Raw genomic sequence first — 18,331 nt, forward strand, 5'->3', positions numbered from 1 at the left:
GGCTTTTCTGATGGATGCTGCTGCTTCGTGCTCGAAAATCGTCGACAACGGTATCGACGGAAAACGCTTTCTCATCGCCATCACCGGCGACGGCTTCACCTCCAGCCAACTCGAGGCCTTCCACCAGGCCGTCACCACGCTGATCAGCGGCCTCAACGGCATCGTGCCGATTTCCTGGCGCCTGCAGGATGCTATCAACGTCTACCAGCTCGACACCGTTTCCAGCCAGTCCGGCATGTCGCCGAACAGCGCCTTGGGCACTGCCAGCTGCGGCGCCTCGGCCAGCAACCTGAGCGCCGACCCGACGAAAGTCAGCGCTGCCCTGACCGCTGCCGGCCTTACCTGGCACCTGGCCGTGGTCATCGCCAACACCAGCAGCGCCGGCGGCAGCTTCGGCGGCAGCCTGTGCACCCTGACCCTGGACAGCGGCAACGTTGCCCTGCTGGCCCGGGCCATCGCCCAACTGGTGGCCGGACTCGGCGTCGAGTACTCCACCCAGTCCGGCAGCTACCCGGACATCGAGCCCAGCAGCCCCAACCTCACCACCAACCTCAACGCCGCCTCGCTGAAGTGGAAGCAGTATCTGACGCCCGGCTTCAGTGCCCTGCCCTCCGATGTGTCGGCCAGCGGCTGGCAACCTTGGATGATCGGCGCCTTCGAAGGCGGCGGCAATTATCTCAAGGGCATCTACCGGCCCAGCCAGAACTGCCTGATGCGCGATCCCGCCGCCGGCTTCTGCCTGGTCTGCTACCACGAGTTGCTGAAGGCTTTCGCGCCCTACCACCAAACCACCGGACTGTCCTGGCTGGCCAGCCAGAACGGCGTCGGCACCTGGTCGGCCGTGAAGGCCGTATCACCGCCGGTGCAGCCTTCGCCGATCCAGGCGCTGGCCACCACCAGCCTGGCCAGCCGGCTCTTCGTCTTCACCTTGGCCAACGGAGTCATCGGGCACAACTCGGCCACCGTGGTCGGCAACTGGGAAAGCCAGCAACCAATGCCCCTGAGCACCGCCAACGTCGGCCAGGTCGGCGACATCGCCGCCACCCTGGCCGGCAGCGTGGTAGTGGTCGCGGCCCTGTCCGGCAACCAGGTATGGCTGGCCAGCCAGGCGGCCGGTGCGGCGTGGAGCGGCTTCAGCGCGATTCCCTCAAGCGGCCTGCCGGCCGGCTGCACTCGGGTGGCCTGCGCGGTCATCAACGGCCAGCTATTCGTCTTTGCCTCCGGCAGCAAAGGCATCTGGCTTAGCGTACGCAATGGCGCCCAGGTCTGGGACAGCGGTTGGAGCGAGGTCAGCACGCGCCTAGGCCTTGACGCCGGCTCGACGATCGACTGCATCAGCGCCGGCGCCGCAGTGCAGGGCCAGTTCGTTCACCTCTTCGCCGCCCAGGGCAGCACTCTCAAGCATGCCAAGGTCAACGCCGCCCGCGCCTGGCAAGGGGTGGAGAACGTCGCCAGCAGCGGCCTGACCCCAGCCCTCGATCTCAACTGCGCGGTCCGCGACGAGGCCTATGTGTTCCTCGCTGCCGCCACGGCCAAGGGGCCGATGGGCGCGACGCGCAATGCCGTGAACTGGCCCAGCGCCGCCACCACTCTTTCCGCCCTGCCGAACACGGTCAGCCGTGTTTCTGCGGGCTTCCTGTCCGGCACGCTTCTGGCCGCGGCATCCTGACCCACCCACACGGCAAAGCCATCATGGAGAACGCTTATGAGTAGTGGCGGCGGCAGCAGTCCAACCCCCAACCGTACCTGCACCGGTACCCTCACCACCTCGCAACGGCTGGTGCTGGTCAGCACCCAGTACAGCCTCAACGGCGCCAACTGGACGACCACCCCGCCGACCTCGGTGGCGGCCGGCAGCAATGCGACCACCGTGTTTGTCGCCAACGGCCAGACGCCGGACGGCAAGGTCACCTACCAGGCCGACGATGGCACCCAGTTCATCCTGCAGTTCAACATGAACGGTACCAACTCCGCGAACATCCTCGGCGTCGGTGGCACAGCTTCGTCATACAACTACAACAAGACCTTCCCCACAGCCGGCGACACCATCACCGTCGCCTACACCCTGTCCAACACCTGAAAGGAAGCCCGTCATGAGCTACACAATGTCCGTGGACCGGGTGATCCAGCTTGCCCGTTGCGACGATTTCCCCGAGGCGAAGATCCGCGAGATGTTCGCCCAGTACAGTGCCACCGAACTGCCCCTGGAGATCCTGGCGACTCTGCCGATCCCGCTGCCGGTGAAGGTGTATCTCGCCCTGCAGGACGAGTTCTTCAGCGAAACGGAATTCCGCGAACTGTCGCTGGCTTTCGCCAAACACGCAGCCAGCAGCGACCCGGTAGTAGGAAGCAACCACTTCGTAAGCAGCACTATCAACGCCTATGAACAAGCCTTGGTGGAGACCCGCAGTCTGCCACGTGGCGTTGCCCTCAACGCCAATATCCGGCAACAGGTCGAGGGCTATCGCGGTGCGGTCAAGGCGTTGATGGAGCCCCTTAGCCAGGGGTTGCGCAGTGGCAGTAGCGGTACGCCGCTACACACCGTCGCCGCCTATGAAGCTGTGTGGTTCGCCGGCTACGAGCACTACGGCATTGCCTGCCGCAACGCAGCCTCCTGCGCGGTGGCTGCGGTGCCCAAGGTGGAAGCCGACGCCGCCCTGCAATGGGTGCTGGACAACGCCGTGGCCGTGACTAAGGCCCGGGCGGCCTGACATGGCCAGCACCAGCGCCGCCCTGGACGTCGCAGCCGCACTCGCTCGGCTGCGTCGTGGTCCACTGCTGCAAGCCACGGCGGGATCCTCCGCCGCGGTTGCCTTTCCGCCCCTGGAACAGATGCTGCCACACCGGTCGCCGTTCCTGCTGATAGACCGCGTCCTGGCCTGGGACCCGGACAACCATGTGCTGCACGCACAACGCCGCGTCGATCCCGAGGATCCGGTGCTCGGCGGGCATTTTCCCGGCAACCCGATCTACCCCGGTGCGCTCCAGGGAGAAGCCATCGCCCAGGCCGGCCAGTGCCTGCTGCACATGGCCCGGGGCTGCCCGGCGCAACCGCTGGAGATCCTCGCCACGCGGGTGTTCGGCGCCCAGTTTCTTGGCCAGGTACGCCCTGGCGACATCATGGACATCGAGGTAGGAATGCTCGACGACAACGGCATGCTGGCGATCTTCGGCGGGCGTATCAGCGTCGCCGGCGCTGTGCGCAGCGTGGTAGTGATGGAGGGATGTCATGTCTGAAACGCCCCATGTGGTAGTGACAGGGATGTCGGTACTTACAGCCCTCGGCGAGGACCCCGGTAGCCTGCTCGACAACCTGTTGGCCGGGCGCTCTGGCATTCGTCGCTGGAGCAGCTTCGACCGCCAGATCGCGACCAAGGTTGGTGGTAGCCTGGAAGGCTTCGATCCGCGCCCGCGCCTCTGCGCCCTGGCCGACAGCCTCACGGATGCACCGCGCCTGCGCCTGCGCCGGGCGAGCAACCGCCTGCCCTGGTCCACCGCGCTGTCGGTGCTGATGGCCGGGCGCGCCTGGCAGGACGCCGGGCTGTTCGACCTGCCTGCGGGTGATGACGGCGAAACCGCGATCATCGTCGGCGGCCACAACATCGGCCAGAACTATTACTACAACAATTTCCGCCAGTTCGAGCAGGACCCCGACCATATCGACGTTCAGTTCGGCCTCGCCGGGCTGGACACCGACCATGCCGCGGTGGCTTCGGAAGTCCTCGGCATCCGCGGCCCCGGCTACAGCGTCGGCGGGGCTTGCGCCAGCGGCGCCCTGGCGCTGCGCGCGGCGTTCAATGAGATCCGTTTCGGCGATGCCCAACGGGTCGTGGTGCTGGCTCCAGTGCTCGATTACTCGCCGCTGGAGCTGCACGCCCTGGCCCTGATGCAGGCGGTCAGCCAGCGCTCCTTCAACGATCACCCGGAACAGGCAAGCCGGCCTTTCGACCGCCGCCGCGAAGGCTTCGTCCCGGCCCACGGCGGCGCTTGCCTGGTACTCGAACGTGCCGACCTCGCCCAGGCCCGCGGCGCCGAGCCGCTGTGCGAAGTCCTCGCCGTGGCCGCCCGCTCCGATGCCAGTCGCCAGCCAAGCCCGCAGGAAGATGGCCAGACCCGCACCATCCAGGCTGCCCTGCGCGAAGCCCGCCTGCAGCCCGGCGATATCGATTTCATCTGTGCCCACGCTACCTCGACGCCGCTGGGCGACCTTACCGAAGCCCGCTCGATCCGCCGGGTGTTCGGCGCGCACCTGGACCGGCTCAAGGTCAATGCACCGAAATCCATGCTCGGCCATACCTGCTGGTCGGCACCGCTGGTGGAGCTGGTAGCGGCCATCGCGCAGATGCGCGCCGGTCAGCTGCACCCGACCATCAACCTCGACGACCCCGACCCGGAACTCGACTTCGATGTCTGCGCCGCCGGCGCGGTGGCGCATCCGGTGCGCTACCTGCTGAAGAACGCGTTCGGCTTCGGCGGCAACAACTGTGTGGCGATCCTGGGTCGCTGGGAGCCCCGTCCATGAATTTCCTTGTCACCGGCGGCAGCCGCGGCATCGGCCGACGCATCGTCGAACAGGCGCTGCTGGCCGGCCATGATGTCGCCTTCACCTGGAACCAGGACGCCGCTGCCGCCACCGCGCTGCAGCGCCACGCGAAGGAAATAGCCCCGCAGCGGCGTTGCCTGGCCCTGCGTCTGGACATGGCCGATGGAGCAGCCATCGATGCCGTCTGCGAAGAGGCCGACCAATTGCTGGACGGCATCGACGTGCTCGTGGGCAATGCCGCGATCAACCGCCCAAGCCTTGCCGTGTCACTGCCTGACGCCGACTGGCGGGCGGTGATGGAAGTCAACCTGGACGGCAACTTCCGCCTGTGCCGAACCCTGCTGCCGGGCTTTATCGCCCGCCGCCGCGGGCGCATCGTGCTGCTCTCCTCGGTGGCCGCGTACGGCATGAGCGGGCAGCTCGCCTACAACGTGTCCAAGGCCGGGCTGATCGCCATGGCCGCTACCCTGGCGCGCGAATACGGGCGCCGCGGCATCACCGCCAACGCCTTGGTGCTGGGCCTGGTGGACACCGACATGAGCCGCGAGACAGCGGCGCCCAAAACCTTCGAACACTGGCTCGGGCAGTGCCCGAGCGGCCGCCTCGGCACGCCAGACGACGTGGCCCAGGCCGTCCTGTACCTGGCCTGCGACGGGGCCGCTTTCATCAACGGCCAGGCCATCCACCTCACCGGTGGGCTGAACTGGGTGCCATGACAAGGAGCGACGCTATGCACGATATCCACGAGATGGTTCGCGAAGTGGTCCTGCGCCATACCGAGGCCGCCCTGGCCTTCCTCGACCTCGGCCCGATCGATACCCAGCTGCGCTTCGACCACCTCGGTGCCAGCAGCCTGGACATCATCACCATCGTCTCCGATGCCATGCGCGAACTGCGTATCAAGGTGCCGGTAGAACAGCTCAATTCGCTGTCTAGCATCGATGCGCTGATCGACACCCTGAGCGGCGCCGTGGCCGCACGCGCGAGCGCCTGAGCCATGGCCTGGTCGCTGGAGATTCACCACATCGATGTGAAGAAGGCCGGCGACGCGACTCTGATCGTCGCGAAAAACCCGGAAAATGCCGAGGGCCAGCGGGTCCGTGCGGTGCTGATCGACGGCGGGCGCAAGGACGCCGAGCCCCACGTATACAGCTACATCACCGAAAAGGCCGGGCTGGCCAAGGTCGATGCCGTGGTCGTCACCCACTACGACGGCGACCACCTGGGCGGGGTGGCAGCATTGCTCGCGAAGGCGGTGACCACCTTTGACACGGCGCGTGTCTACGACCGTGGCTGGCCGGCCCAGGGGCCCAGCGACCTGTACTTGCGCTACCTCACCGCGATCAACTGCAAGCCCGAACGCAACCGCGTGACCCGCGCTGTGCAGGCCGCAGACCTGAAGCCCTGCATTACCTCCAGCATGGTGTCCAAAACCGGCAGCCCGGCGGTTCCCGCCGGTGCCACGGCCTTCCAGGTCTGCCAGGCGATCAACCAGGCTCCGCAATGGCTGCTCAGCGGCCCTCAGGCAGAACTCCTCCAGCTCAGCGGCGACCGCGCACCGACCCTGACCTGCATCGCCTGCAACCAGTGGGTGCAGCGCCCCAACGGCACCCCCGTCAAGGCCGCACAGGGGGTCAGCGAAGCGGAGAACGCCTGCAGCCTGGCCTTCCTGCTACGCTTCGGCGAGTTCAGCTACTACATCGGTGGCGATATAGAAGATCCCCAGGAAGCCCTGATCGCCCAACTGGCCAACCCCAACGACGATGCCGCAGGCCGTGTCCTGGTAGTCAAGGCCAGCCACCATGGCGCCGACACCGCCACCTCGGCACAATTCCTCCAGCGCATGCGTCCGCTGGCGGTGATGGTTTCCAATAGCACGGGCAACCAGCACGGCCACCCGGCTGCGGCCACGGTCGACGTGCTCAACGGCTATCCCCGCGGCAACGGCGTCACCCCGCCCCCGCCGCCGGCCTCGCCCGGACGGCCACGGCGAACCTATTTCACCGGCTTCGACAGCGCCGAGAACATGAGCAATGCCTTCGTCACCCTGGGCATCGTCGCCGGTGATCCGAATGCCAGCAACCGGCCCGGCAACCTGCTGGTGAAGGTCAGCGAGGCCCAGGCCTTCGCCAACCGCAACTTCCCGGCCAGCACCTGGCGCGCGGTGCTCGCGGTTGCCGATATCGCCGCCAAGGCCGTGGGCCTGACGCCCAACCCGGTGGCCGCCAAGGCCGCTGCCGAAGCGGCGGTCAAAGGCACGCTGGTGGATGTGGTCATGGCGCTGGCCAACACCACCGAGGCGCGCGATGCGGCGACCGCCTTGTGGATACTGCGCAGCAAGACCAGCGGCGGAATCAATAGCGAGTACCTCGCCGGGCTGAGCGTGCAACCCCTCGACCAGGAAGACTGGCTGGACGCGATCGACGCGCAGCGCAGTGCCCTCCAGCGCGCCGCCACCATGGACGACGTCTACCGTTGCGTAGACAGCGCCGCGCAAACCGCCGCCACCGCCAGTGCGGCGGTGCCCGGTCCGCTGGCCGGCTTCGCTGCGCTGGCGGATTGTATCGACGGGTTGGGCACGGCCTACCAGTTGGTCAACCGCTACGTGCCCCTGTCCGAATACACCGTCGCCGCGCAAACCGCGAACGACCAGGCCACCCGGGCACGGGACATCCTCAGCAACGGCGCCGGACGTGTAGCGGCCCTGGCCACCCAGGCCGCGACCGCCGCACAACGGGTGCGCGGCGCCGGCAACCAGGCCCAGGCCATGCAATTGGCAGGCGCCGCCCTCGACGCAGCCGAAAAAGCCTGCGAAGCCGCTGGCGAAACCTTCTATGACCTGGGCAACTGCTACAAGCTGGCCGCCCGCGCCGCTGCGAACCCGAGCCCGGCCATGGTGGGGCTGACCATCACCCGCGCCTGCGGCAGTACCCAGGCTGGCGTGGTTACCGGCGCCATTGCCGGGGCAATCTGCGGCAATGGCCGGCTCGACCCGGCCAGGCAGGCGCTGCATTACGCCCTCGACACGGTCAAGGTCAACTCGTCGACGGCACTGGCCGCCCTGGGTGAAGCCCTCACCGGGGGCGAACCGTTGTTCACCGTCAGCTACTACAAGGCATCAGCCAACAAGGACGTACAGGACTCCCTTTCCTGAGGCGGACCGATCTTTCCTGGAGGCACCACCCTATGACCGCCATGAATGCCGTTACGCAGGACCTGAGCCAGTTGCAGGCCCAGCTCAAGCAGAAGATCGACACCGCCGGCAACCTTGCCCTGGGCGCTGGAACCACGGGTATCAGCGCCCTGGACAGTCTGTTCGGTGCCTGCAACGTGACCCTGGCCAGCGCCAGCATCAGCGACCCCGGCAGCGCCTGGCCGGCCAGTTTCAGCGTCAGCGGCACGCCCAGCGGCGAGTGGACGCTCAACGGCCTCGGCGCCAACCCCAGCCTCTGCCAGCTGACCCTGACCTTCACCCAGAGCGCCCAGGGCCAGGCCATCAGCGCCAGCCTGAGCAGCGTCGCCAGCGCGACCCTCGGCCAGAGCAGCCTGACCTTCAGCGGCAGCCTCGACGACAACAACGCCCTGGTCCTCGACCTGACCCCGCCGGACAGCCGCCTGCCGCTGCTGGCGGTAGGCAACTTTGCCTTCGCCAACCGCTTCGGCGGCTGGCTGCCGGTAGACCTGCCGCTGTTCGCCGACATGCCGTTCAAGCAGATCGAGGTGGTCGCCAGTTATGGCGGCAATGACGACACACGCTGCGCAATCACCACCGGGGTCAGCGGCGACTGGTCTCTGGTCCAGGGCGGCCCCAGTCTTACCGGCGCCTGGGTGACCCTGACCAGCGCCAGCCAGACCGAAATGGACCAGAGCGTCACCCGCCTCAGCGGCACGGTAGGCGGCAGCCTGCAGATCGGCGGCCAGCCATGGACAGTGACCGTCAGTCTCAATGGCAGCAGCCAGGTGACCATCCTGGTCAGCGCCGACGGTAACCGCCAGCCGGCCCTGGCCGCCCTTGCCGGGCTGATCGCAGGCGATGCCGCAGCCACCGCGGTGAGCGACGCGGTGGCCAAACTACCGCTGGCCAATCTGGTGCTGGACAGCGTCGAGATCGCCTTTGACTGGCAGCAGCGCCAGTTGCTCAATGCCAGCGTCAGCGCCACCCTGCCCTTCACCTTCAACCAGGCCCCGGCCGACCTGCTGCTGTCCATCGGCCTGCCACCGCTGCAACTCGGCGGCAATCTGTCGCCAATGACCCCGGTGAAGATCCGCAACGTGCTGATTCAGTACCTCGGTGATGCCGCCGGCTTCCCCGATACCACGGTGACCAAGCTGGCCTTCGACACCGTGCCGGCGGAAGGCAGCTACAGCTTCGCCGTGGGCATGACCGAGGTGTTCAGCGCCGGCCCGCTGGCACTGAACAACGTCGATGTGAACATTGTCAAAACCAGTGACGCCACCACTGGCTCGATGAACGCCAACCTGACCCTGGCCGGCGTCGATATTGCCGTCGCAGCGGCCTACGACAAGGGCTGGAAGATCTCCGGCAGCACCGCGTACGGCCAGCCGCTAGCCATCGGCAAGCTGATCAACGACCTTACCCGGCAATTCAACGTGAGCTGCCCCGCCGCCATCAGCGAGCTGGAGCTGCAGAACCTGGCGGTCAGCCTCGACACCGGCACCTCGAAATTCACTTTCGCCTGCGAGGGCAGCTTCCCCATCGCCGGCACAGAGCTGGATTTCAGCGTCGACCTCGAATTGTCGAAACCCAATACCGCCTGGGAAGGTCACTTCAACGGCAAGGTGGTGATCGGTGCAGCCACCTTCGCCGTCACCTTCACCCAGGACAGCAAGGTCAAGATGCTGCGCGCCGAGCTGGTGCCCACCGCCGGCAAGACCCTGGCCCTGGTCGACCTGGCCCAGACCTTCGCCATCGACCTCTCCGGGGTGCCGGCAGAACTGCTGCCCGTGCTCAATCAGGCCTCGTTCACCTACGACTTCAACAAGTCGCAGTTGGTGCTTACCGCCAGCACCGAGAAGGTCGCGGTGAGCCTGGTCTGCGTGCCCAGCGAACAGGGGCGGATCTACGCGGCAGTGGTGGACATCGCCGTGGAAGCAGATATCTCGCAGTTGCCGGTGGTCGGCAACGAGCTGGCGTCGATCCAGCAGGTCGGCCTGGACGGCATGGGGCTGGTGATCGCCTCTGCAGTATTCGACAAGGACCAGGTCGACGCAGTCAATGCGGTGATTCCCAAGGGCCAGCCGCAGGTCCCGGCGCTCAGCGTCGAGGGCCGGGTGGTGTTGTCGGCCAACCTGATGCTCGGCGACCAGCCGGCCAAGCCGCTGCAACTGGTCTTCGCCAAGCCATCGAAGCCGAAGCAGGCACGGCTTGTGGCGGCCAACGAAAACACCGCGCCGGTACCTGCCGGTACCGCCAAGGCTCAGGGCAAGTGGGTCAATGTGCAGAAGAGCTTCGGCCCGATCAGCCTCAGCCGGGTCGGCGTGGCCTACCGCGAGCAGCGCGTGTGGTTGATGCTCGACGGCGGTTTCGCCATGGGCGGCATCGAGATCGACCTGATCGGCGCGGCCATCGCCTTCCGCCCGGTGCTGCCGCCGATTCCCGACGGTGCCTCTCTCGACGGCCTGTTCATCGGCTACGACAACGGCTCGGTAACCATCAACGGCGGCCTGCTCAAGGTGGTCACCGAGGATGCCAAGGGCAACGAAGTCACCGAATACGACGGCCAGTTGATGCTCAAGGTGCCGAGTTTCCAGCTCTCGGCCATGGCCTCCTACGCCTCCCTCGATGGCTCGCCGTCATTGTTCGCCTACGCCGTGCTTGCCGCCCCCATCGGCGGCCCGCCCTTCCTCCAGGTGGATGCACTGGCGGCAGGCTTCGGCTTCAACCGCGACCTGATCATCCCTGGCCTCGACAAGCTCGAACAGATGCCGCTGATCGCCGCGGTCAACGGCGGTTCGCCGTTCGCCGGCAAGGACGCCTCGCAGGCGCTGAAGGTGATGCACGAGTACGTGCCGCCTTCCTATGGCGACTATTTCCTTGCCCTTGGCGTTCGGGTTGCTTCGTTCCAGATGATCAAGGGCTTCATCCTTGCCGCCGGCAAGCTGGGCAACGAGTTCGAGATCGCCTTGCTCGGCCTGGCCTCGGTGTCGGTGCCGCCGCAGACCTCGTCGCCGATCGGCTATGCCGAGCTGGTGCTCAAGGCGTCCTACAACTTCAACCGTGGCACTCTGTTCCTCGGTGCGCAGCTGACCGCCAACTCCTTCATCCTTTCCCGCGACTGCCACCTCACTGGTGGTTTCGCCGTGGCCGCCTGGACCAAGGACAACCCGGATAACCCTTACGGCTACAAGGCCGGCGACTTCGTCGTCTCCCTCGGCGGCTACCACCCGGCGTTCAGCAAGCCGGACTGGTACCCGGACGTACCGCGGCTGGGCTTCAACTGGAGCATCACCCGTGAGCTGACGGTCAAGGGCGGCCTGTACTTCGCCTTGGTGCCCTCGGCGGTGATGGCCGGCGGCAGCCTGGAGGCGGTGTGGCAGAGCGGCGATCTGCGCGCCTGGTTCAAAGCCTGGGTGGACTTCCTGCTGGGCTGGAAGCCGTTCCACTACGCCGCCGACATCGGCGTCAGCCTCGGCGCCTCGTACAAGGTCGACATCGGCATCACCTCGTTCACCGTCAGCGTCCATGTCGGCGTGCAGATCCAGCTGTGGGGCCCGGAATTCGCCGGCACCGCCACCGCCGACCTGTACGTGATCAGCATCACCATCAACTTCGGCGACAGTAACAGGAACGAGGTCAAGCCGATCCAGTGGAGCGACTTCAAGAGCTCGTTCCTGCCCGGTGGCGGCAGCGCGCCAAAGGCCGCACCGCGGGCCCTGCTGCTCGCCGCCCTGCCGGCCAGCCTCAGCGCCGCCACACCGGTGCAGCAGACCGACTCGGTGTGCCTGGTGCGGGTCGCCAACGGCCTGCTCAAGGATCTCGCCGGCGTCAACGACATGGACTGGGTACTCGACCCGGAACGCTTCGAGCTGACCACCTGGTGCGCCCTGCCGAGCAAGCAGGCCAGCTACACCGGGTCCGGCGCCGCGCAGAACATCACGGCCAGCAACACGGCGTTCGGTGTCGGCCCGGTGGGAGTCAACAACGACTACTTCGAGTCCAGCCATAGCGTGGTGATCAGCAAGCTCGACGGCGAGATGAGCGCCGAGGACATCCGCGTCGACGTCAGCGCCGTGGTGGAAAACCTGCCGGCAGCGACCTGGTCCATCAACGCCGCCCTCGACCCAAGCCTGAGCAACCTGAACGACACGACCCAGCGGGCCATTCCCAACGCAATGACCGGCCTGCGCATCAAGGCCAAGGCCGACAACCCCGACGTCACCCCGCTGCCAATCCAGTTGAGCGTGCTGCGCAAGGAAATCGACGCCAGCCGCGTGGTGGGCTGGATCGCCCCGACCGTGCCCGCCGCCACCGGCTATGACCAGGCCAACGCCATGGGCCAGTTCACCAGCGCCCTGACCAATACCACCGTGGCCAGCGCCCGCAGCGCGATCCTGGCCCAGCTGGCCGCAGCCGGGGTCACGGTGAGCACCCAGGTCAATGTCGACCTGCTGGCACAGAACGCTGCCAACACCCTGCTCAGCGCGCCCCAGCTCTCGGTGCTTGGCGCCCAACCCACCACCTCTTCCGGAGCCGTCCGTTCATGATCAAGGCCTCTTCCACGCCGTTGAGCGACGGCAGCGTACAGTTCGTTGCCCACTGGCTGCCGCCGCTGACCGCCGGCAGCTACAGCATCACCGTTACCCAGCACCTGCAGAACAGCGACCCGAACGCCACCGCCGATGCCGCCTTCGACGAAGCCTTCGTCAACACCCGGCATTTCGCCGTGCGTGGCGAGCGCTTCAGCCTCGACGACAGCGAGCTGGTGTCGCGCTTCCCGCCGCCGGACAACCAGGGCGAATACCAGAACGTGCTGCCCCACGTGATCTTCAAGCGTCGCACCCTGCCCTGGGAGCGCTCGCCTGAGCTGGAGGCGGACAACGCCGCGTGGCTGGCTCTGCTGTTGTTCGAACTGGACGAAGCGCCGCCACTGCAATCGGTGCTGGCCGGCGACCTGCAGCGCCAGGCGTTCCCGCACAGCGCCGAGGCGGCCAAGGCTGGCAAGTCGACGCCCAGCAGCCTGCCGGCCAGCACCGCCAGCTACCCGGACGGCTACGCCCTGCTCGGCACCGCCGGCAATGCACCCACCTTCACCCTGGCCACCGGCGAGCAGTGGTATGACCCCTGCCAAGTGATCGACGTGCCGGCCGAGCTGTTCGCCGCCATCGCCCCGACCCTCGACGAACTGGACTGGCTGGCCCACGCTCGCAGCGTGGTGCTGACCCAGAAGCAGGCGCAGGACGACGGCGAGCAGGAAGGCAACTTCTCGGTGGTGGTGGGCAACCGCCTGCCGGCACCGAACCAGAAATGTGTGGTGCACCTGGTCTCCCTGGAAGGCCTGGCGCGCTACCTGCCCACCGGCGACGGCGAAACCGCCGCGGCGCTGACCCTGGCCGCCGGCGGCACGGCGGACAAACTTCGCCTGGTGTCACTGGCAAGCTGGTCGTTTACCTCCCTCGACCCACAGGAAACCTTCAGCGGCTACCTCGAAGGCGTTGATTGCGCACCGCTGCGGCTGCCCGCCCCGGCGAACGCCAGCGGCAGCGCCGGGCAGGCCGTTGGCAACGCCTTCGCCATGGGCTACACGGCGATGAACCACCAGACCCGCCTTGGCGACACCACGGTGTCGTGGTATCGCGGCCCGTTGCTGCCATTCTCCTCGTCGCCAGTCATCGTCCCACCACCGGGTGCCGCGCCACTGGTGGTGGCCGACCAGGCGGTGCGCTTCGACCCGGCCAGCGGCTTGATGGACGTCACTTACGCCGCTGCCTGGCAGATCGGCCGTGGCCTGGCCCTGCAGAACGCCCTGTTCGCCAGCACTCTCTATGCGTGGAAACGCAGCGAAGCGCGCAAGGTGGCGCAAAACAGCGAAACCCAGGTTCTCAGCCTGCGCCTGCGAGCCTCGGTGACGCCGAACTCGGCGTTGCGCGCACTGAGTGCCGCACCTACCAGCCAGCCCGGCCTGCGCGGCCTGGCCATCGGCCTGATCGCAGAATCCCTGGCCGCCCAGTGCGCCCACTCTTCCAGCTCGTCGGAGACCGCAGAATGACCCGGCTCGCCCAGCGCAACAGTCAGTTCCTCAACCTGCAGGCCATGGTCGCCGAGCCACAGGCTGGCCTCCTGCGCGCCAACAGCAGCGACCCGGTACCCGGCGAGCTCACCCAGTGGCTGGGCAGCCTCGCTGCTCTCAAGGGCCTGCCCTTCGGCTACCTGGTGCCGGACGAGGCCATGCTGCCGGTGGAGTCGATCCGCTTCTTCGTCCTCGACCCGAACTGGATCAATGCCCTGCTCGAAGGCGCCACCAGCATCGGCCGCTCCTGCACCTTCGACGCCGCCATCGACGCCGAGCTGGTGGCGCGCCTGTACGCGGCGGTTTCGCCGGCGACCACGGTCAGCGGCTTCGTCCTGCGCTCCAACGTGGTCAGCGGCTGGCCGGGCATCGAGGTGCGCGCCTACGACGCCAACGGCACGCTGCTCGACGGCGTGCTGCGCCAGCAGGTGCTGGCGCCCACCGTGCTGCTGTTCATGACCACCGGGCAGATCAGCCATGTCGATATCGGCGAGCCGTCCGAGGCCATGCACTTCGGCGTCGATATCGGCCAGGCGAGCAAGTCGCTGCGCTATGTCACCGTGCCCAAGACTGCACCGGCCAACACCCGTCCCGGCGACCAGATCGATGGCGCCAGCGTCGCCGTCGGCTATCGCGCCGCCGGTGGTGGCAAGCGCGTGCTGAAGATCGCCGACCTGGCGAAGAGCCTGCAGGCGCAGCTGGTGACCAGCAACGCCAACCTCGCCCCGGACGGTACCCAGCGTCCGTTCACCCCGGCGGAGTTCGCCCTGGAGCTGGTGGAGGGCGTGCAGACCGTGCGCTTCAGCAATCAAGACAAGGAGGTTTCGGCATGAGCGACAGCGGTCTGATCGTCCCCATCGATGTCACCGCCCTGGTCATCGGCAAACCAGACGCCAGCGCGGTCAATGGTTTCGCCGCGGTGGCCAGCAACTTCGCCCTGATGCCGACGACCCAGGCGGTGGGCCCCTACCTGGCGCAGAACCTGTTGCCCAAGCCATTCGACGCGGTCGACAGCCAGGACGCCATGCAGCCCGGTATCCACCTGCACTGGGCGCTGCCCGACAGCCTCGCTCGTGGCCGTACCGACGGTGGCAAGGTGGCCTTCCTGCAGGCACCGAACCTGTGGCTGGTGACCCGTTTCGCCGGCGGCAACGCCGACGGCAGCACGGTGCAGACCGCCTGGGTGATCGAGAGCGACCAGTTGCAGCAGGTGCAGGACCAGACCCTGCCGCAGAATATCTATTCGCGGGCAGTGCCGGTGACCCCGGACCTGACCGGGGCCAGCCAGCCGTTCCTGTTCCAGGGGCGGGTCTACCGCCAGGCCGACTGGGCCGGGCGCAACGGCGGCACCTATGCCAGCAGTAACACCACCGTGGGCTACGGCACCCCGGCCTATGCCGCGGCGTATCCGAACTGCCCCAACGTGTTCTCGTTCTGGGACCCGCTGGACGATGACGACGCCAAGGCCTTCACCGCCGAGACGCTGCTGTCCTACTCGGTGGTGGGCTGGTACGCCAACAGTGCCAGCGACCCGCTGGCGACCCTGGTCTATCCGGCCAGCGCCACCACCGTGGAGGCGCGCCAGGCCTATATCGCCCAGACCCTGGAATGGGCGCTCAGCGGTAGCCCCGACGTGCCCAACCGTACCGTGTGCAACGGCCTGCTGAGCGGCCTGACCTGGGATCCACAACGAGCCTGGCTGACCCCGCCGAGCGCCGACGGCATCGACGTGGTCATCGCCGACAACACCGCCGAGGCGGTGGCGGCGCTGATCCAGGCGCGCAACCCCGAGGTGGCCGACCTGGAAACCCTGCTCAACGTTTTCCAGCAGGGGCTACTCCACGAGCTGGGCAAGGTCGGTGGCGCCGCTGCGGCCGACGAGGCGGTGCATCAGGCCGGCTTCGCCGCCTACCCCGGCGGCACTGTGTGGCTGGCACGCCAGGTCACCGCGCCTGGCGCCGATCCGTCCGCGGGCAACGGTCAGTTGCCGGATGATGCCGTGGAGCAGTTGGAGCAGGTCAACCGCCTGCAGCGCAGCCTCGACGGCCAGAGCGCCGACCTTGATGCCCTGCGCCAGCAGCTGTTCGTCGACTGGGCCAAGTTCATGCTCCTGCAGTTCAACAAGGCAAACCCGACTGCGCTCACCGCCGACCAGGCCCGCGCCTTCATCAAGACCTACGACCTGTCGGCGGTGAGCGCGCTGGCGGGCAGCAAGACCAGCAGCGGCAGCATCGCTACCCTGCAAACCCGGATCGACAGCGCCCTGGCTGCCCTGCAGAAGACCCTCGGCACCGGCTGGGAAATCAAACCGTCCTCGGCGGCGCGCTTCTGGCAGCCGGCCGACCCGGTGATCCTGCTGGCCGGACGACCCACCACCCAGGCCTCGGCACGGCATGGCGGCGATGGTCGCTTCCATGCCCAGGGCCTGCTCGGTTGCCGGAGCGGCAACCAGTTGGTCAGCGGGCTGCGGGTGCATGGCGCTCTGTTCACCCCGGATGTGACGCTGGCCAGCGCACCGGCGGGCGCCAGTTATCCGCCGGAACTCGGCGCGCTACTGGCCGAATCACTGACCCTCGACCCGCTACGCGCCCCGGACCTGGCCCGGCAGTTCACCCAAGGCAACGGCGCGCAGCGCCTGGCCGCGATCAACAGCGACACCCTCGCAGAACAGATCGCCAGCGCCCAGCGCGCCGCCCGGGACCAGCACCTGCTGGCGGCCGACGCCCGCAGCGGTGCCGCCAATGCGGCGGTGGCCCTGGTCGGCAACGCACCGTCACCGGTGGGCCTGAGCAGCTGGTCGCAACCCTGGCTGCCGACCTTCCTCAACTGGGAAGTGCTGTTCTACCCCTACCACCGCGTCGGCCTGGCCGGTAGCGGGGCCGACTATGCCGCCGACGCGGTGACCGGCTCCTTCACCCTTGATCCGGACGGCCTGGACTTCGACGCCGTCGCCGGGCTGACACCCGATCCTGCCTTCCAGACCTATTCCGGCACCCTGACCCTGGCCGGTCGCACCGAACTCAACCTGCAATCGCAGATCGAGGTCTACCTCAAGAACTACCCGGACGACCCCAATGCCAAGGTCCTGCAAGGCATCCTCGGCCAGCTCGACCTGCAGGCCATGGCGCAGAGCCTGACCGGCTTCAACCAGGGCCTGCTGATGCGTAGCCAGACCCTGCAACTGCCGGTGGTGGACGCGCTGAGCCCGTCGCTGATCGTGCGCAACTTCACCAACACCCAGGTGGCCCCGGCGATCGACGGCTTCAACGTCGCCTCACCGGCGCCGAACAACGGCTTCAACCCGCTGCGCTGCGGCGAACTGCGAATCAACCGCCTGCGCCTGGTGGACGCTTACGGCCAGGCGGTGGATTTGCCGAAGCCGACGCCGATCATCGCCCAGCGCCTCAAGCAGCGCCTGGCCGGTGGCGAGGTGGTCGACAACGGCAAGATTGTCCTGCCGCCGCGCCTGACCCAGCCGGCGCGCCTGCAATTCCGCTGGCTCAGCGCCGAGGATGGCCAGGCCGAGTGTTCCGACCAGGGGCCGGCGCCGATCTGCGGCTGGGTGCTTTTCAACCACCTTGACGACAACCTCAGTGTGTATGACGCCGACGGCTTGCCGATCGGCTCGCTGAATACCCTCGGCCCGCGCTGGCAGGGTGCGCCAGGTAGCGCCAACTGGTCCCGGCCGTTCGACCAGGTAATGGCCTCGATCAACCCGTACCTGGCCAACTTCATCCGTGCCCTCCACAACCAACCGCAGGGCCTGGGCTTCCTCCAGGCCCTGCTCGCCACCCTCGACCAGGCCAGCGGAGCCAGCGGCCCGGCCGCGCCGACTGCCGACCCGAGCCTGAGCGTGCTGATCGGCCGGCCATTGGCGGTGGTCCGTGCTGCCCTGCGCCTGGAACTGCAAGGCCAGCCCGCCGCCGACAACAGCTGGCCGGCCTTCGCCGCCAGCGTCGGCCTGAGCCCCGGCCAGCCGCGGCCCAACGCCGGCATCGGCAACGTGAAATTCCCGGTGCGCCTGGGCGACCTCGGGGTGTATGACGATGGCTTGGTGGGCTACTTCGTAGAGGACGGCAGCGCCGACCAATGGACCACCTTCTACTCGCCAGCGGCCAGCGGAGGCAATGGCGTGGTGCCAGTAGATGTGAACAAGACCTCACTGAGCCCCGTACCCGCCTCCGACAGCGGCGACGGCCTGGCCCTGACCCTGCTCATCGACCCTCACGGCTCGGTGAACGCCACCGCCGGCATCGTCCCGGTGAAGACCATCTGCATCCCCCGCGCCCAGTGGCAGCCCGCACTGGACGCGATCGCGGTGACCTTCCTGACCACGCCGATGGTCGGCGCCGGCACGGTGATGCCGGTACCGGTGCCGCAGGAAAACGGGTTCATCTGGGAATGGGTGACGCGTAACCCGGGCGCCACCGGCTGGAGCAACCTCGCGCCCGGCTCGGCGGTGCCCACCGCGACCCTGGCGTCCCCGCAACGCATCGAAGAAGGCTGGCTGCGGCTGGTCCGCGAAAACGGTAGGGAGTGA

General features: G+C 67.5%; 12 protein-coding genes. All 12 read left to right on the forward strand.

Annotated elements, in window-relative coordinates; translation table 11 throughout:
- Positions 1-10: 10 nt before the first annotated feature.
- The 12 genes from J5M71_RS10515 to J5M71_RS10570 are packed head-to-tail and all read left to right on the forward strand — an operon-like array spanning position 11 to position 18,331.
- Positions 11-1,669, forward strand: coding sequence for a M64 family metallopeptidase (locus J5M71_RS10515; protein ID WP_207832044.1), 1,659 nt, complete (start codon positions 11-13; stop codon positions 1,667-1,669).
- 36 nt (positions 1,670-1,705) lie between these two features.
- Positions 1,706-2,080 (forward strand): hypothetical protein, encoded by a 375-nt coding sequence (locus tag J5M71_RS10520; protein ID WP_207832046.1) that lies wholly within the window; start codon positions 1,706-1,708, stop codon positions 2,078-2,080.
- A 13-nt stretch (positions 2,081-2,093) separates the two neighbouring features.
- Positions 2,094-2,711, forward strand: a complete 618-nt coding sequence (locus tag J5M71_RS10525; RefSeq protein ID WP_207832048.1) for a hypothetical protein — start codon at positions 2,094-2,096, stop codon at positions 2,709-2,711.
- A 1-nt stretch (position 2,712) separates the two neighbouring features.
- Complete coding sequence (locus J5M71_RS10530) at positions 2,713-3,237, forward strand: 3-hydroxyacyl-ACP dehydratase FabZ family protein (protein WP_207832050.1); 525 nt, start codon at positions 2,713-2,715, stop codon at positions 3,235-3,237.
- A complete protein-coding gene (locus tag J5M71_RS10535) occupies positions 3,230-4,522 on the forward strand; it encodes a beta-ketoacyl-[acyl-carrier-protein] synthase family protein (protein WP_207832052.1) in 1,293 nt (430 codons plus the stop codon). Before J5M71_RS10530 ends, J5M71_RS10535 begins: the two co-directional genes overlap by 8 nt.
- Positions 4,519-5,259, forward strand: coding sequence for an SDR family oxidoreductase (locus tag J5M71_RS10540; protein ID WP_207832054.1), 741 nt, complete (start codon positions 4,519-4,521; stop codon positions 5,257-5,259). Before J5M71_RS10535 ends, J5M71_RS10540 begins: the two co-directional genes overlap by 4 nt.
- 14 nt (positions 5,260-5,273) lie before the next feature.
- Positions 5,274-5,537, forward strand: coding sequence for a phosphopantetheine-binding protein (locus tag J5M71_RS10545; RefSeq protein WP_172827549.1), 264 nt, complete (start codon positions 5,274-5,276; stop codon positions 5,535-5,537).
- Positions 5,538-5,540: 3 nt separating this feature from the next.
- Positions 5,541-7,697 (forward strand): MBL fold metallo-hydrolase, encoded by a 2,157-nt coding sequence (locus tag J5M71_RS10550; protein ID WP_207832055.1) that lies wholly within the window; start codon positions 5,541-5,543, stop codon positions 7,695-7,697.
- Between the two features lie 32 nt (positions 7,698-7,729).
- Positions 7,730-12,268, forward strand: a complete 4,539-nt coding sequence (locus tag J5M71_RS10555; RefSeq protein WP_207832056.1) for a DUF6603 domain-containing protein — start codon at positions 7,730-7,732, stop codon at positions 12,266-12,268.
- Complete coding sequence (locus J5M71_RS10560) at positions 12,265-13,770, forward strand: hypothetical protein (protein WP_207832058.1); 1,506 nt, start codon at positions 12,265-12,267, stop codon at positions 13,768-13,770. The genes J5M71_RS10555 and J5M71_RS10560 overlap by 4 nt, the downstream gene beginning before the upstream one ends.
- A complete protein-coding gene (locus tag J5M71_RS10565; RefSeq protein ID WP_207832060.1) occupies positions 13,767-14,624 on the forward strand; it encodes a hypothetical protein in 858 nt (285 codons plus the stop codon). The genes J5M71_RS10560 and J5M71_RS10565 overlap by 4 nt, the downstream gene beginning before the upstream one ends.
- Positions 14,621-18,331, forward strand: coding sequence for a hypothetical protein (locus J5M71_RS10570; RefSeq protein WP_207832062.1), 3,711 nt, complete (start codon positions 14,621-14,623; stop codon positions 18,329-18,331). Before J5M71_RS10565 ends, J5M71_RS10570 begins: the two co-directional genes overlap by 4 nt.

The organism is Pseudomonas sp. 43(2021), assembly GCF_017490805.1.
In the GTDB taxonomy this organism is placed as follows: Bacteria; Pseudomonadota; Gammaproteobacteria; order Pseudomonadales; family Pseudomonadaceae; genus Aquipseudomonas.

Coding starts and splice junctions, on each gene's coding strand:
- J5M71_RS10565 (WP_207832060.1), top strand. CDS start 13,767: ATGACCCGGCTCGCCCAGCGCAACAGTCAGTTCCTCAACCTGCAGGCC.
- J5M71_RS10545 (WP_172827549.1), top strand. CDS start 5,274: ATGCACGATATCCACGAGATGGTTCGCGAAGTGGTCCTGCGCCATACC.
- J5M71_RS10530 (WP_207832050.1), top strand. CDS start 2,713: ATGGCCAGCACCAGCGCCGCCCTGGACGTCGCAGCCGCACTCGCTCGG.
- J5M71_RS10520 (WP_207832046.1), top strand. CDS start 1,706: ATGAGTAGTGGCGGCGGCAGCAGTCCAACCCCCAACCGTACCTGCACC.
- J5M71_RS10535 (WP_207832052.1), top strand. CDS start 3,230: ATGTCTGAAACGCCCCATGTGGTAGTGACAGGGATGTCGGTACTTACA.
- J5M71_RS10525 (WP_207832048.1), top strand. CDS start 2,094: ATGAGCTACACAATGTCCGTGGACCGGGTGATCCAGCTTGCCCGTTGC.
- J5M71_RS10540 (WP_207832054.1), top strand. CDS start 4,519: ATGAATTTCCTTGTCACCGGCGGCAGCCGCGGCATCGGCCGACGCATC.
- J5M71_RS10570 (WP_207832062.1), top strand. CDS start 14,621: ATGAGCGACAGCGGTCTGATCGTCCCCATCGATGTCACCGCCCTGGTC.
- J5M71_RS10550 (WP_207832055.1), top strand. CDS start 5,541: ATGGCCTGGTCGCTGGAGATTCACCACATCGATGTGAAGAAGGCCGGC.
- J5M71_RS10560 (WP_207832058.1), top strand. CDS start 12,265: ATGATCAAGGCCTCTTCCACGCCGTTGAGCGACGGCAGCGTACAGTTC.
- J5M71_RS10555 (WP_207832056.1), top strand. CDS start 7,730: ATGACCGCCATGAATGCCGTTACGCAGGACCTGAGCCAGTTGCAGGCC.
- J5M71_RS10515 (WP_207832044.1), top strand. CDS start 11: ATGGATGCTGCTGCTTCGTGCTCGAAAATCGTCGACAACGGTATCGAC.